The sequence below is a fragment of the Duncaniella muricolitica genome, from assembly GCF_910574735.1.
GTDB lineage: Bacteria > Bacteroidota > Bacteroidia > Bacteroidales > Muribaculaceae > Duncaniella > Duncaniella muricolitica.
The window spans coordinates 14,039-29,585 of the sequence record NZ_CAJTCF010000011.1 but is presented as its reverse complement, the minus strand read 5'-3'; the positions used below and the strand labels follow the sequence as shown (position 1 = coordinate 29,585).

Annotated in this window: 13 protein-coding genes; 5 read left to right on the top strand and 8 right to left on the bottom strand. The window is 52.9% G+C overall.

Annotated elements, in window-relative coordinates; genetic code table 11:
• Positions 1–205 precede the first annotated feature (205 nt).
• The 4 genes from QGT73_RS03890 to QGT73_RS03875 form a co-directional block, all read right to left on the bottom strand.
• Positions 206–1,225, bottom strand: a complete 1,020-nt coding sequence (locus tag QGT73_RS03890; protein ID WP_123616449.1) for a rod shape-determining protein — start codon at positions 1,223–1,225, stop codon at positions 206–208.
• 31 nt (positions 1,226–1,256) lie between these two features.
• Positions 1,257–2,801 carry a bifunctional phosphoribosylaminoimidazolecarboxamide formyltransferase/IMP cyclohydrolase gene (purH, locus tag QGT73_RS03885; protein ID WP_280121495.1) on the bottom strand — a complete coding sequence of 515 codons (1,545 nt, stop codon included), beginning with the start codon at positions 2,799–2,801 and terminating at the stop codon, positions 1,257–1,259.
• Positions 2,802–2,939: 138 nt separating this feature from the next.
• Complete coding sequence (locus QGT73_RS03880; protein ID WP_280121494.1) at positions 2,940–3,815, bottom strand: EamA family transporter; 876 nt, start codon at positions 3,813–3,815, stop codon at positions 2,940–2,942.
• Positions 3,816–3,843: 28 nt separating this feature from the next.
• On the bottom strand, positions 3,844–5,544 hold the full coding sequence (locus tag QGT73_RS03875; RefSeq protein WP_280121493.1) for a SulP family inorganic anion transporter: 1,701 nt from the start codon (positions 5,542–5,544) through the stop codon (positions 3,844–3,846).
• Between the two features lie 347 nt (positions 5,545–5,891).
• On the opposite strand from QGT73_RS03875, the gene QGT73_RS03870 reads away from it, so the two are divergent.
• Together QGT73_RS03870 and rprY are read left to right on the top strand one after the other, a co-directional pair.
• Entirely contained in the window at positions 5,892–7,388 is a 1,497-nt protein-coding gene (locus QGT73_RS03870) for a sensor histidine kinase (protein WP_280121492.1), read from the top strand.
• 6 nt (positions 7,389–7,394) lie between these two features.
• A complete protein-coding gene (gene rprY, locus QGT73_RS03865; protein WP_123616454.1) occupies positions 7,395–8,102 on the top strand; it encodes a response regulator transcription factor RprY in 708 nt (235 codons plus the stop codon).
• 232 nt (positions 8,103–8,334) lie between these two features.
• Here rprY and QGT73_RS03860 read toward each other — a convergent pair whose 3' ends face one another.
• The 4 genes from QGT73_RS03860 to QGT73_RS03845 form a co-directional block, all read right to left on the bottom strand.
• Positions 8,335–9,195, bottom strand: coding sequence for an energy transducer TonB (locus QGT73_RS03860; protein ID WP_123616455.1), 861 nt, complete (start codon positions 9,193–9,195; stop codon positions 8,335–8,337).
• A gap of 47 nt (positions 9,196–9,242) precedes the next feature.
• Entirely contained in the window at positions 9,243–9,995 is a 753-nt protein-coding gene (locus QGT73_RS03855) for an ExbD/TolR family protein (protein WP_123616456.1), read from the bottom strand.
• Between the two features lie 7 nt (positions 9,996–10,002).
• Positions 10,003–10,719 carry an ExbD/TolR family protein gene (locus QGT73_RS03850; protein WP_123616457.1) on the bottom strand — a complete coding sequence of 239 codons (717 nt, stop codon included), beginning with the start codon at positions 10,717–10,719 and terminating at the stop codon, positions 10,003–10,005.
• Positions 10,720–10,789: 70 nt separating this feature from the next.
• Complete coding sequence (locus tag QGT73_RS03845; RefSeq protein ID WP_123616458.1) at positions 10,790–11,608, bottom strand: MotA/TolQ/ExbB proton channel family protein; 819 nt, start codon at positions 11,606–11,608, stop codon at positions 10,790–10,792.
• A gap of 597 nt (positions 11,609–12,205) precedes the next feature.
• On the opposite strand from QGT73_RS03845, the gene QGT73_RS03840 reads away from it, so the two are divergent.
• From QGT73_RS03840 to nqrC, 3 genes are read left to right on the top strand one after another with little or no spacing between them, the layout of a single operon-like run.
• Positions 12,206–13,546 (top strand): Na(+)-translocating NADH-quinone reductase subunit A, encoded by a 1,341-nt coding sequence (locus QGT73_RS03840; protein WP_280121491.1) that lies wholly within the window; start codon positions 12,206–12,208, stop codon positions 13,544–13,546.
• Positions 13,547–13,578: 32 nt separating this feature from the next.
• The gene (locus QGT73_RS03835) at positions 13,579–14,787 is read left to right on the top strand and encodes an NADH:ubiquinone reductase (Na(+)-transporting) subunit B (protein WP_280121490.1); all 1,209 of its coding nucleotides are present in this window, start codon (positions 13,579–13,581) and stop codon (positions 14,785–14,787) included.
• Between the two features lie 26 nt (positions 14,788–14,813).
• Positions 14,814–15,530, top strand: coding sequence for an NADH:ubiquinone reductase (Na(+)-transporting) subunit C (gene nqrC / locus QGT73_RS03830; protein WP_280121489.1), 717 nt, complete (start codon positions 14,814–14,816; stop codon positions 15,528–15,530).
• Positions 15,531–15,547 lie beyond the last annotated feature (17 nt).

Here is a 15,547-nt window from a genome sequence, read left to right as displayed (position 1 = left end):
TGTCTGTCTTTATTGTATGTGTGTCACACCACACTCCCGACGCCGCTTGCCTCTCTGAGACACAATGCGTCAAAAATGTCAGCTTGCAGGAGGCTTGCATAATTGCATCCGTGGACGGGGTCATCACGGAGCCCCATTCTGCAAACTGACATTTTGACACACGCTCTGTCCGAGGCTCATGCCTCAGGCGCGTAGTGCTGATATGTTATCGGATGAGGAATGAGAATGTCTCGATGTTTTTGAGAGCCACACCGGTACCCTTGGCCACCGCGAGGAGTGGATCCTCGGCGATATGGAACTGGATGCCTATCTTGTCGGTGAGACGCTTGTCGAGACCGCGGAGCATGGCACCGCCGCCGGCAAGAAAGATGCCGTTCATCACGATGTCGGAGTAGAGTTCCGGGGGAGTCTCGTCAAGGGCCTGAAGCACGGCTGCCTCGATACGCGAGATTGACTTCTCGATACAGTGAGAGATTTCCTGGTAGCTCACGGGCACCTCCATGGGGAGTGCGGTCATCTTGTTGGGACCGTGTACGATGAAGTCCTCGGGCGGGTTTTCAAGCTCGGTGAGGGCCGAACCGACATTGATTTTGATCTGCTCGGCTGTGCGCTCGCCCACCTTGACATTGTGCACGCGGCTCATGTGTTCCATGATGTCGTCGGTAAGGTCGTCGCCGGCCACCTGGATGCTCTTGTTTGACACGATGCCACCCAGCGAGATTACGGCAATCTCAGTGGTGCCGCCGCCTATGTCGACAATCATGTTGCCCTGCGGGGCGAGCACGTCGATGCCGATACCGAGGGCTGCTGCCATCGGCTCGTATATCATGTAGACGTCACGTCCGCCGGCATGCTCCGACGAGTCGCGCACGGCACGTATCTCGACCTCGGTAGAGCCCGAGGGGATACCCACCACCATCTTCATGGAGGGGGAGAACCAGTTGCTCTTCGAGCTGGCCTTCTTGATAAGGCCGCGTATCATCATCTCGGCGGCATTGAAGTTGGCTATCACACCCTTGCGGAGCGGGCGGATGGTCTCGATGCCGTCGTTTTCCTTGCCCTGCATGAGCTTGGCCTCGCGACCGACGGCGATGAGCTTGCCGGTGCGCTTCTCCAAGGCTACGATCGAAGGCTCGTCGATGACGATCTTGTCGTTGTGTATGATGATAGTATTGGCGGTACCAAGGTCAATAGCTATCTCTTTGGTGAATGAAAAAAGTCCCATTTAATATATTAATGTGTTTTTAGGAGGAGGATTAGTGCTTGAAGTGGCGATATCCGGTAGTGACCATGGCCATGTCGTGGGCGTCGCAGTAAGCTACGCTCTCGGCGTCACGGATGGAACCTCCGGGGTGTATCACTGCTGTGATACCGGCCTCGCCTGCTATCTCCACACAGTCGGGGAAGGGGAAGAAGGCGTCGGAAGCCATGACTGCACCGTTGAGGTCGTGGCCAAACGAGCGTGCTTTCTCGATAGCCTGCTTGAGCGCGTCGACACGTGAGGTCTGGCCTACGCCGCTGGCAAGAAGCATTCCGTCCTTGGCAAGAACAATGGCGTTGCTCTTGGAGTTCTTGACAATCTTGTTGGCAAACAGGAGGTCGGCCACCTGAGCGGGGCTGACGGCCTTGGCTGTCACCTGCTTGAGCTCTTCGGGTGTCTCAATCTTGAGGTCGCGGTCCTGCACAAGCGCGCCGTTGAGGCATGAGCGGAACTGGCGGGTGGTGGCGAGGGGTGACTTCTGAACGAGAATAATGCGGTTCTTTTTCTGCTTGAGTATCTCGAGAGCCTCGGGAGTGTAGGCGGGGGCGATGATTACCTCAAAGAATATCTTGTTGATTTCCTCGGCTGCATCGGCCTCGACTGTGCCGTTGGTGATGAGCACTCCGCCAAACGCGCTGACGGGGTCGCCGGCAAGTGCGTCCTTCCAGGCTTCGGCTATCGTGGAGCGTGTGGCCAGACCGCAAGCGTTGTTGTGCTTGAGCACTGCGAAGGTCGGATCGGTAAACTCCGAGATGAGGCTGACAGCCGCATCGATGTCGAGGAGGTTGTTGTAGGAAATCTCCTTGCCGTGAAGCTGCTCGAACATGGCGTCGAAATCGCCGTAGAAGGTGCCCTTCTGGTGGGGATTCTCGCCATAGCGCATCGCCTTGGAATCGTCAAAAGCTATGCGGAGCTCCTCAACAGGAGCGATGGGGCTTTCGACGGGGGTCGATGCGAAATAGTTGAAGATGTCGGTGTCATAGCCTGACGACACGGCAAAAGCCTGTCCGGCAAACCAGCGACGCTCCTCGAGCGATGACTCCGCGCCGTTGCGCTTGAGCATCTCGGCCAAGGGAGCATACTGGGCCTTGGAAGCCACGATGACCACATCTTTATAATTCTTGGCAGCTCCGCGTATGAGCGAGATGCCGCCTATGTCGATCTTCTCGATGATATCGGCTTCGGGTGCGCCTGAAGCCACTGTCGCGCTGAAGGGATAGAGGTCTACAATCACCAGGTCAATCTCGGGGATTTCATACTGTGCTATCTGAGCGCGGTCACCCTCATTGTCGCGACGGTTAAGGATGCCTCCGAACACTTTGGGGTGAAGTGTCTTCACACGGCCTCCGAGAATGGAGGGATAGCCGGTGAGGTCTTCCACTGCCTGACAGGGGTAGCCGAGGCCTTCGATGAAGGTGCGGGTGCCGCCGGTCGAAAGGAATGTCACACCGTTCTGGTGGAGGAGCGAAAGGATTTCTTCAAGCCCGTCCTTATAAAATACGGATACGAGCGCGGTCTTGATACGTTTATTATCTGACATGAGGGTAGCTATTGGATTTTTTTCAGAGTGCAAAGTTAGCGATTTTTAATCACTAAATGAAGAATGATATTCAAGTTTTAAGAAACTTTTTTATACGCCTTTTCACAGGCCTTTTCACAGGCCTTTTCATCAGCTTTTTCACAAGCTTCCTATCACGAGGAAAGTCAGACCTATGAGCAGCATGGTCAGGTCAATGAGCTTGAGCCGGATATTTTTCTCGTGCAGTGCTATCACACCATAGAAAAACGACACTATCACACTGCCGCGCCTTATCATTGACACGACTGCAATCATCGACCCATCGAGCGACAGCGAATAGAAGTAGGCGATGTCGGCCACGGTCAGAAACACCGATATGAGCGGAATGGTCCACCGCCAGCGCAACGGGGTGGTGACACGGGTGACCTTCATGATTACGCCCAGCGTCACGCCCACTATCACGAGCTGATAGAGCGAATACCAGGCCTGGACCTCGAGCGGCTCGAAGCGTGTGAGCAGATACTTGTCATAGAGTGCGCTGACAGCTCCGAGCGCGGTGGCTCCGATGGCCATCCACACCCAGCGGCTGCTTTTGAGCGAAAATCCTTCGCGCCCTCCGACACGGCTGATGAAGAACAGCGACCAGAAGCCGATGAGCACACCGGCCCACTGCCAGAGGTTGAGACGCTCGCCGAATATGAGCAGCGCGCCCACAAGCACTAGCACCGGACGCGAAGCATTGACCGGCCCGGCGATGGTCAGGGGCAGATGCTTGATGCTCGCATAGCCGAGCAGCCATGAGGCGAGCACTATGCCCGACTTGACGAGAATGAAGCCGTGACCGGCAAGCGTGCCGCCAAGCCCGTAATTGCCGTGCATAAGCCCGACGATAATCACGGGCAGCATGAACAGCGCGCCAAACAGGGTGTTGAGAAACAGCACTCCGAGCACATTGTTGCCGCTTACCGACAACTTCTTCATCACGTCATAGAAGCCAAGACACAGGGCCGAGACTGTAGCGAGAAGTACCCACATTGCTATTTTTCGGTTTTAAGAGTGTGGTTTAAGCCAGAGTGGCGCGTGAGCCGTCCACGGGAGCAAGATTGTTGGCCATGACCACGGCTTTGGTTATGTGGTCACATATATGGTCGGGACCAAGGAGCTTGTCGATACCGGCGTTGACCAGTGAGTGACGCACATTGTCCTGAACGCCCGAGAGCACTACATGTATGCCCTCCTCATGCGACGACTTGATGAGTATCTCGAGATTGTGTATGCCGGTCGAGTCGATAAATGGCACTCTGCGCATGCGTATGATACGCACTTTGGGCTTACGGCCGAGGGTCGTGCGCATCATCTCGTCAAATTTGGTGGCGACTCCGAAGAAGAACGGGCCGTCTATCTCATAGATTTCAACTCCGGGATTGACGTTGAGCACCTCATGAACGGTCGACTCCGAACCCTCGGCTATGTCGAGCTGCTCGGAATACACCTTGATTTCCGTATTTTCCATCACACGGCGCAGGAAGAGGATGACTGCGAGCAGCAGACCCATCTCGATGGCGATGGTGAGGTCAAATATCACAGTGAGCAGGAATGTCACCGCCAACACCGAAATGTCGCTCTTGGGATTGTGAAGCAGTGCACGGATTGTGCGCCATCCGCTCATGTTGTAGGCCACGACAATAAGTACGGCGGCCAGACACGACATGGGCACAAGATTGATGAGCGGCATCATGAAGAGGAATATAAGGAACAACACCACGGCGTGAACGATACCGGCCACAGGAGTGCGGCCACCATTGGTGATATTGGTCATGGTACGGGCGATGGCTCCTGTGACGGGGATACCGCCGAAGAAGGGCACCACGATGTTGGCCATACCCTGACCGATAAGCTCGGTGTTGGAGTTGGTCTTGGAGCCCGTCACACCGTCGGCCACCGTGGCCGAGAGAAGACTCTCAATAGCTCCGAGGATGGCTATAGTGAAGGCCGATGGGAGCAGACGGTTGATTGTAGCCATGTTGAGCACAAAGCCGTGGGGCTGGGGGATGTCGGTGGCAAGTTCACCGAAACGGTCACCGATGGTCTCGACATGCACGCCCGGGAGCAGCGACACCACAGCCGTCACAATGATGATGGCAAGCAGCGCGCCGGGCAGACGGCGCGACACCATGGGGGTCACAATGATGATGAGCAGCGACACGAGGCCGACTATCAGAGTCGTGAGGTCGATGGAGCCGAGGTTGGTCAGATATACACCCCACTTGGGCAGAAACTCGCTCGGCACCTGCTTGAGTCCGAGACCCAGGAAGTCATTGATCTGGGTCGAGAATATAGTGAGGGCGATACCTGCGGTGAAACCTACAACGATGGGATAAGGGATAAACTTGATGACTGTGCCCAGACGGAATACTCCGAGGGCCACAAGTATGAGTCCGGCCATAAAGGTGGCCACAGCAAGCCCTTCGAGACCGAAGTTGGCTATAATATTGTAGACAATCACAATGAACGCACCTGTCGGACCACCTATCTGCACCGAGCATCCGCCGGCTGCCGACACGATGAAACCGCCGATTATGGCGGTGATGAGACCTACCGTGGGATTGACACCGCTTGCGATGCCAAAGGCGATGGCGAGCGGCAATGCCACGATGCCCACTACGATACCGGCCACAAGGTCGGTCTTGAATTTCTCAAACGAATAGTGACTCAAGGCGGAAATCAATTTCGGCCTGAAGTCCAACGGACCTGTTAAATTCATCTTTACAGTTTTTTTAGTTCCGGCGATGCAGCTTCAGGGCCGGATGATGCAATCTTTTCTACTGATTATATTTTGGAGGTGCAAAATTACATAAAAAAACTTAATCAACCACAAAAAACATAAATAAAAGCACTTTACACCCGCTCATGGCAAAATAACGGTTGATGAAGTCTTGCAAATTTCACATTAATTTGTTAATTTTGACGTGAAATGTTAAAATCAAATTTAAACATTTTGTTAATTTTTTACAACAATTACACTTCCCGGTTGTTAACACTATAAACAAATCGCCTCTTGGACAACACACGTCGGTGTCAACGAGAGGGATGTACGCCTCACAACAAGATATGAAAAAGTCTACAATCTGGTTTCTGACAATAATTATGGCTCTCACCTTCATGGGATTGCTCTATGTGCAGATAATGTACATGAACAACATGAAGAAGATGCGTGACGACCAGTTCGCCGAAGGGGTGAAGCGGTCGCTCTATGCCGTAAGCACACGTCTGGAGCAGGACGAGGCCAAATATTATCTCGAAGAAGACATCGCGTCGCTTGAGACCGACCTCTATCCGAGAGTCAACTCCGACGGATCGGTAGGCATAAACAACAAATTCACTACCTCCGAAGGCATCAACTATGACCTCTCGCTCAAGATGCACGTCGACCGCAGAGCCGTGTCACCCTCGATGCGCGAGATGCTCCGCGGCAAATATCTCTACCAGAAAGGATTGCTTGACGAAGTCATCCTCTCCATCATCAACGAGTCAAGCGACCGCCCCATAACCGAACGCGCCGACTCGGCCGAAGTGGCCCGCTATCTGCGCTCGGAGCTTGACAACAACGGGCTCACGATACCGTTTGAATTTGCCGTCGTAAACCGTGTGGGAGCCTACGTGTATAAGTCGGCTGGATTCCGCCCTTCGGTCAAGGATGACTCAGGCATGTTTGTCCAGACGCTCTTCCCCAACGACCCCAAAAACAAGATGTATTACCTCAAGGTCTATTTCCCGACCAAGAGCGATTACATCTTCGACTCCATACGGTTCATGATACCGTCGTTTATCTTCACATTCATCCTGCTCGTGACATTCCTCTGCACCATCATTCTCGCATTCCGCCAGAAGAAACTCACCGAGATGAAAAACGACTTTATCAACAACATGACCCACGAGTTCAAGACCCCCATCTCGACTATATCGCTGGCCGCACAGATGCTCAACGACAATGCCGTGCTCAAGTCACCCAACATGCTCGGACACATCTCGACAGTCATCAATGACGAGACCAAACGCCTGCGCTTCCAGGTAGAAAAAGTGCTCCAGATGTCAATGTTTGACCGCCAGAAAGCCACCCTCCGTCTCCAGAATCTCGACGCCAACCAGGTGATAGCCGGCATCACCTCGACCTTCAAACTCAAGGCCGAGAAATATGGCGGACGCATCGACACGGTGCTCAACGCACAGGAGTCGACCGTCAATGTCGACGAGATGCACTTTACCAACGTAATATTCAATCTTCTCGACAACGCCGTGAAATATCGTCGCGAGGACACCCCGCTGCAGCTCACAGTGAGCACACGCAACGTAAAGATGCACGGCGAGGAAAAATTTCAGGTCACCGTGAGCGACAACGGCATAGGCATGCGTCGCGAAGACCTCAAAAAGATATTCGAGAAATTCTATCGCGTGTCGACCGGCAACCGCCATGATGTCAAAGGCTTCGGCCTTGGTCTGGCCTATGTCAAAAAGATGGTTGGCGAGCTGGGCGGCGAAATCAACGTCGAAAGTGAAATCAATGTAGGAACAAAATTTATAATAACTCTACCAATAACTCAAAATTAAGAAATTATGGAAGATCGTTTGCGCATATTGCTCTGCGAGGATGACGAAAACCTCGGCATGCTGCTTAGGGAATACCTCCAGGCCAAAGGTCTTAACGCCGACCTTTTTCCCGATGGAGAAAGCGGATATAAAGCTTTCCTCAAGGGCAAATACGATCTGTGCGTGCTTGACGTAATGATGCCCAAGAAGGACGGATTTGCGCTGGCACAGGAGATACGTACAGTCAACTCTGAAGTACCCATCATCTTCCTCACCGCCAAGTCACTCAAAGAAGACATCCTCGAGGGCTTCAAAATCGGTGCGGACGACTATATCACCAAACCTTTCTCAATGGAGGAACTCGTGTTTCGCATCGAGGCCATCCTGCGCCGTGTCAAGGGCAAGAAGGGCAAGGAGATTACAATGTATAAGATAGGCAAGTTTACCTTCGACACTCAGAAGCAAGTACTTCTTATCGACGACAAGGTGACCAAGCTCACTACCAAGGAGTCGGAACTGCTCAGCCTGCTCTGCGCACACGTCAACGAGATACTCGAGCGCAACTTCGCCCTCAAGACCATCTGGATTGACGACAATTACTTCAACGCCCGCTCCATGGACGTCTACATCACCAAGCTGCGCAAGCATCTCAAGGATGACCCGTCCATCGAAATCATCAACATCCACGGCAAGGGCTATAAACTCATCGCTCCTGATGTAGAAGCCGGAGCATAAGGCCACTGCCTACACGCTCTATACAAGCCAAAATCACGACACCCGCTACCGTCCCGGCGCAAAGCCTACCGACGATAGCGGGTGTCGTATTTTCAGATCGTATTAAGCGGGCGTTTCATGACAAATGTCACCCCATCCTACAACCGTCCCGCCATCTGACATATCAGTAAAAACATTCCGGCCCGGTGGCTTGATGCCATCGGCCCGGAAAGGTTTTAGTATATGTCAGGGATTAGATGCCCTGGAGCTTGAACTGGATGGGGAGTGTGTACCACACGTTCACTGCGTGACCGTTCATCTTACCGGGGACAAACTTGGGAAGTGACTTAACCACGCGGACAGCCTCTTTGTCGAGGTCAGGGTCCTTACCGCGGACAACTTTCACTTCGCCTACAGCACCTGTCTTGGTTACGACGAACTGTACAACCACACGACCCTGGATATTGTTTTCCTGAGCCATGGCCGGATAGCGTATGTGCTCCGAAACATATTTGAGAAGTGCAGCCTCACCACCGGGGAACTGGGGCTTCTGCTCTACGACGTCAAATACGCGGTTGTCATCTACAGGTTCGGGCGACTTCTCTTCCACAATGATTTCCTCCTTGTGCTCACGGACCACATTAAGGTCGTCGGTACCCTTGTCAAAGTCAGTTGTACCTACGGCAGTCTCGGTGTCCTTAAGCTCATCCTGGCTCTTGATTTCATCCTGGACTTCTTCGTCACGGACGATCGCAAGCTCGGTAGCCTTTACAGTGTTGAGGATTTCTTCGGGGAGAGCCTCGGGCTGCTGCTCCTCAACGCGCTGCTGTTCGGGTTCATCCTCGGGTTCGGGTTCTTCCTGCTCTTCGGTCGAGTAGTCAATGAGAGCCTGCTCGATCTGGTCATCGGGACGGTCCTCAGCCTTCTGCATCACAGTGTTGGCGAGGAGACCCAAAAGGGCCACTACAAGAAGTACGATAAGGATAACGAGCATAGCGCGGTTGTGACGCTTGGCTGAGGCCTTACGGAGAGTATACGCTCCAAATTCTTTATTTTTTCCTTCAAATATAAGGTCAATCCATTCTGATGATGAAAGATCTACATCTTTTGCCATATTTCGTAAGAGATTTTTCGGGTTAATATATATCTGTCATCAACGGATTAGTTCTTAGGATTCTTCTTGAGGTAGTCAAGAATCAGCACTGAGTCAGTCTTGTTGATGTTGTCAATCTGATAGCGAGATATCTGATTGATCTGCATCTCGTCAAGAGCTGAAATCAGGCTTTCCCAGGAAGCTTCGGGAGCGGCCTTGATAATGACCACAGGGCGGGTGAGCGTCGAGTCGTTACGGATCTGACGGGCGTGGGCCTGGTAGATAGAGTCGTTGGCAGCGGAATTGCCGGGGGCAAATTCCTTATTGCGCCAGCGCGCCTTCTCTACCTCGATCTTGTCAAGAACAAGTTTGTTGCGGTCATGAAGGATTTTACGGATACCCTGCTGGATTTTACCGTCGTTGCCTATGAACTGCTCGGCTTTGAGCTTGTTGTTGTCGATGAGGCCGTCACCGTCGGTGTCGGCGATCTCGGGCATACCTTCATAGAAATATACGGTGTTCATGGGACGTCCGGCGTCGTCTTTCTTGACTTCGCCATTGTCATTGCGGTCGGTCGTAAGGATGAGCGTGATTGCTTCAGATTCTTTAGCTTTGTTCATCTCCTGCTGTTCCACCTTTTCGTTCGAGGGGAGCGAAATGGTGAGTGTCTGAGACTTAATCATAGTGGTACAAAGCATGAAGAATGTAATCAGAAGCATGTTCATGTCCACCATGGGGGTGAAGTCCACATGGATCGACATTTTCTTCTGGGCGCCTTTTTTCTTTTTGCCGCCCTTGTCTGATTGTTCGATTTGTGCCATGGTGTGATTATTCTTGCTCAGTTTTTAATGCGGTCATGATGCTGAAGCGGTTCATCTTGAGCGACTGAAGGTTGTCAAGGACATCATGAACTACGTCATAGGGGGTGTCCTTGTCGGCCTTTACGGCGATACCTTCGCCCTTCTTCATTGCTTTCTGAAGGTTGTCATTGCCCGAGTTATAGATGGCGCGCATCCAGATTTGGAACTCGTTAAGGTGCTCCATGTCCTTGTTTTCAGCGATGGGTATACCCACGCCTTTCTGGGTCAGGTCAGCGATATACTTGTCCTGATCGGCCTGAGACATGGCGAGGAACTGGTGAAGGACTTGGAAAGGTACTCCAAACATATTGATTTTGGAGAAAGCCTCACGATCCTGTGCTGTAAGCTGAATAGCCTTTGAGGGATTCTGCTTGTTATAGAGCGTTACTGCTTCATCGAGGATGGTCTTGCGAAGAGCCTCGGTTCCCCATGTGTCTTTGGTTTCGGCATCAGCGTCACCGGCAATGGAGATGAAGACTTTTCCTTCGGGGCTCACGAGTATCGACGCCAGGTTGGCGGTCGGCACTTTCTGCTCCGACACAGAAGAAGGCGTCAGTACGGTGACGGGTTCTTTCTGAAGGAAGGTCGATGTCAACATGAAGAAAGTAAGCAAGAGCACAGTCACGTCGCTCATCGCGGTCATGTCGATGAGGGTGCTTTTTCTCTTAATTTTTACTTTTCCCATATTACGTTATCGGTTGAAGAGTGTTTTTGGTGTTATTTAAGAATTATCTTCTTGATAATGTAATGTGGAATTAGTGTGTAGCGGCAAATGTCTGCACGATTGAGAAGCCGATCTCGTCAATAGCGTAGGTCAGGTTGTCAATCTTGTTTGTGTAGAAGTTGTAAGAGATTACAGCGAATGCACCGGTTGCGATACCGAAGGCGGTGTTGATAAGGGCCTCAGAGATACCGGTAGAGAGCTCAGTCGAGTCAGGTGCACCTGAAGCGGCGAGAGCCTGGAACGATTTGATCATACCGATTACAGTACCGAGAAGACCAACGAGAGTACCGAGAGTTGTGAGGGTAGCTACGATGGGGAGATTCTGCTGAAGAGCGGGCATCTCAAGTGCGGTGGCTTCCTCTACAGTCTTCTGGAGGTTGGTGATCTTCTGCTCTTTGGTGAGAACAGTGTTCTTGTCCATTTCCTCATATGAATTGAGAGCTGCGGCTACGATAGCGGCTACTGACCCCTTCTGATTCTTGCAGAGATTCTTGGCGGCCTGGATGTCATTGGCAGCGAGAGCCTTCTTTACACCGGCTACAAACTTCTCGATTGAGCCTTTGCCCTTAGCTGAAGAGAGGGCGATCCAACGCTCTACAGAGAGAACGATTACGGTAAGGAAGAGGGTCTGGAGGATAGGTACGATAAATCCGCCCTTGTAGATGGTGCCCCAGAGGTCGATGGGGTGGCCTTCCTCAAAGTGCGACTCGTGGCCGAACCAGAACATGAAAAGGAGTACTGCTACTACGAAGCATGCGAGGATAACCAGGAATGCATTCTTGATACCGGCAACATTGCTGCCTTCTTTTTTTGCAGCCTGCTTGGCTACGGTGGGCTTTTGAGCTTCCATAATTTGTTTTAACTGTTTTTGTTTTGGTTTATTAGTTTGATGTTATTAGTTTTGATGATTTCGTCTTGGACATTGCCTTTCCACACTGCTGACGCTATCGAGCAATACGACAAAGCCACGGCCGGGATGTGGTTGGTGGCGCGGCCGCGATTGTTGACTCGGACGTAATGGGGGCCATGTGTGCGGTGTGGGTGGCAGTCAATTTAAGGATTAGATATTGATAGTTTAAAAAATTGATTACACTGTCGCTGCATGCTCGCAATCGGGCGTAGCAGAGAAACGATATGCAAATTTAAAATGAAATTTCCGTGTATGCAAACGTTTTATCCGTTTTTTTAGGCACGTAGCATTTATTTTTACCAGTAAAAGGCAAGGATGTATCATTTTGACTCATTTTTCGCGTTTTTCACTTAAGAAATGAAAAAATATTTAAAATTAATTTATTACCTTTGCCACTTCTAAGGTAAAGATTAAGTAAAGTTCGTCCATGTCTTGTTTGGTAAATTCACAGCTATATGCCCTAAGCCGGCAATATTATAGGATGAGCTGACATCTGACAACATCTGACGGTACAAAATTTTTTTATTATTTAAATAAATGAGAAGGACAATCAACCTCAAGAAAGGACTCAACATGCGTCTTGAGGGCTCGCTCGGCGACACGGCTGTCGCCGAGACAATCATGCCCGACAGGATAGCCATAGTCCCTGACGATTTCCCCGGTTTCCTCCCCAAGCTCGATGTCAAGGAGGGCGACGAGGTGAGCCTCGGCAGCCCCCTTATGCACGACAAGAATGACACTGCCATATGTCTCGTCACTCCGGTGGCCGGCATTGTCGAAAGCATTGTCAGAGGGCCACGCCGCAAGATTGAACGTGTAGTCATCAAAACCTCACCCCAAGCTGCTGTCCCCCACCCCGTTCCGGTCGCCGACCGTTCGGAAGAGTCAGTGCGCTCCGCACTCAAGGCCTCGGGACTCTGGGCCATGATGCGTCGCCGCCCCTACGACATCATACCGCAGCCGTCCGACACTCCGCGCGACATCTTCGTCACCGCCATGGACACCGCTCCGCTTGCCCTTAATCTCGAGCAGATGGTCAGCGGAATGGAGGCTTACATCACCGCCGGAGTCGAGGCTCTCGGCTCGCTCACCAAGGGTAATATATATATATGTGTAGCCAAGGGGAGCGGGATGCCCGACATCAAGGGTGCCGAGATAGTCGAGCTGCCAATGCTCCACCCCGCCGGCAACACCGGTGTGCAGATAGCCAACATCGCCCCTGTCAATAAGGGCGAGACCGTGTGGACGCTCGACATCGTGACCCTTGCCCGGATTGGCCAACTCATGAGCGAGGGCCGGGTGGACTATAGCGTGAAAGTAGCCGTGACAGGCAGCGAGGTACAAAATCCCCGTGTGGTGAGCACACTGCCGGGCGCACCGCTCGAGAGTCTGCTCAAAGGCAATGTCAAAGCCGACGGACGCAATCACCGCATCATCTCGGGCAACGTGCTCACCGGCACCCCCGAAGGCCCGGACGGTTATCTGCGTTACCCCTACCGTCAGGTGACGGTAATCCCCGAGGGCGACGATGCCGACGAGTTTATGGGCTGGGCCTCGCTTAGCCCCTCCAAGATGAGCGAGAGCCGCTCGTTTCTCGGACGTTTCCTTGGCCGACGCTTCAATCCCGACGCACGCCTCCAGGGCGGACGCCGAGCCATGATCATGTCGGGCATCTATGACGACTATGTGCCCATGGACATCGTGCCCGAATATCTTATCAAAGCCATCCTTGCCCGCGACATCGACCGCATGGAGGCTCTCGGCATCTATGAAGTGGCCCCCGAGGACTTCGCCCTTGCCGAATATGCCGACCCGTCGAAGCTCGAGCTCCAGCGCATAGTGCGTGAAGGTCTCGACTACATGCGCAGCGAAGTATAGCTCTATAACCCCACATCAACCACCAGTCTAAAATGAAAGTTTTAAGAAATTATCTTAACCGCATAAAGCCCAACTTTGAGCCCGGGGGCAAGCTGCAAAGCCTGCAAAGCGTCTTTGACGGCTTCGAGACTTTTCTCTATACCCCCAACACCACATCGCGCGCCGGAGCGGTCAATGTGCATGACAGTCTCGACTCCAAGCGCATAATGATTATCGTGGTGCTCGCCCTGATGCCGTGTCTGCTCTTCGGCATGTACAACACCGGCTATCAGAACTGGCTCGCCGCCGGAGCCACCGAATTTCCCTTCTGGGAGCTCATGGCCTATGGATTTCTGGCCGTTCTGCCCCGCATCCTCGTAGCCTATGTAGTAGGTCTCGGCATAGAGTTTGCCGTAGCCCAGTGTCGCCACGAGGAGATACAGGAGGGATTTCTCGTCACGGGCATCCTCATCCCCCTCATCTGTCCCGTCGAGACCCCGCTGTGGATGCTCTCCGTAGCCACCGCCTTCTCGGTGATATTTGTCAAGGAAGTGTTTGGAGGTACAGGCTACAACGTGTTTAACGTCGCACTCGTCACACGCGCCTTCCTCTTCTTTGCCTACCCGGCCCAGATGAGCGGCGACAAAGTGTTTGTAAGCACCGGTTCCATCCTCGGTCTCGGCCACGACCTGCCCGACGGATTCACCGGAGCCACCCCCCTCGGCCAGATAGCATCCTTTGCCGGCGACAAACTCGAGCTGCTCAATCTGCGCGGCGACGTCATCTCGGCATGGGACGCCTTCATAGGACTCATCCCCGGCTCCTTTGGCGAGACATCCACACTGTGTATACTCATCGGAGCGGCCCTGCTCCTCTTCACAGGCATAGCCTCGTGGCGCATCATGCTCAGCGTAATCATCGGCGGACTGCTGATGGGATGGATAGCCAACCTGTTTCAGACACCGACCTATCCGGCCTCGTTCCTCTCGCCGGTCGACCAGTTGCTCTACGGAGGTTTTGCCTTCGCGGCAGTCTTCATGGCCACCGACCCGGTGACAGCCGCACGCACCGGCACAGGCAAATACATCTACGGTCTGCTAGTAGGCATAGTCGCAGTACTCATCCGCACCTACAACAACGGTTATCCCGAGGGAGCCATGCTCGCCGTGCTTTTGGCCAACGCCCTCGCACCGCTCATCGACTATTGTGTGGTTCAGACCAACGTATCGCGCCGCATGCGCCGTCTCAAGACCAGAGCCTAATTTAATGTGCATTACTTTCAACGAATATGAATAAGCAAAGCAATACATACACTATCATCTACATCATCGTGCTCGTAGTGCTCGTAGGCACGGCTCTGGCAGCGACATCGCTCTCGCTCAAGGACCGTCAGCAGGAGAATATCGATGCCGACAAGATGAATCAGATACTTGCCGCCGCCCTCATCACTCCGGCCGACGGACAGACGGTGAGCGACTTCAACACCTACATCACCGACCAGTATGTGGTCGATGCCGCCGGACAGCGCATCGACGGCGTGAAGGCGTTTGACGTCAATGTAGCCAACCAGAGCAAACTACCGGCCGACCGCCGCGAGCTCCCCGTCTATGTATGCACCACAGCCGACGGCGCAAAAAAATACATACTCCCCGTCTACGGTGCCGGCCTCTGGGGCCCAATCTGGGGATATGTGGCTTTTGACGCCAACGGCTCTACTATCTACGGTGCCTACTTCGCTCATCAGGGCGAGACTCCCGGACTCGGAGCCGAAATCGAGAAACCGGCTTTCAGCGACCAGTTCAAGGGCAAAAACGTAATCAAGGACGGACGCTTCCGCCCCATAGCCGTAGTAAAGGCCGGCCAACAGCCTCTCGACGGCGAGGATTATGTGGACGGCATCTCGGGCGGCACCATCACCTCCAAAGGGGTCGGCTCGATGCTCGACAACTGTCTGGTGCCCTACCGCAAGTTTCTACAATCTCTTTCCGAGACCACCGATCTCTAAAACTGACACGATTCAAA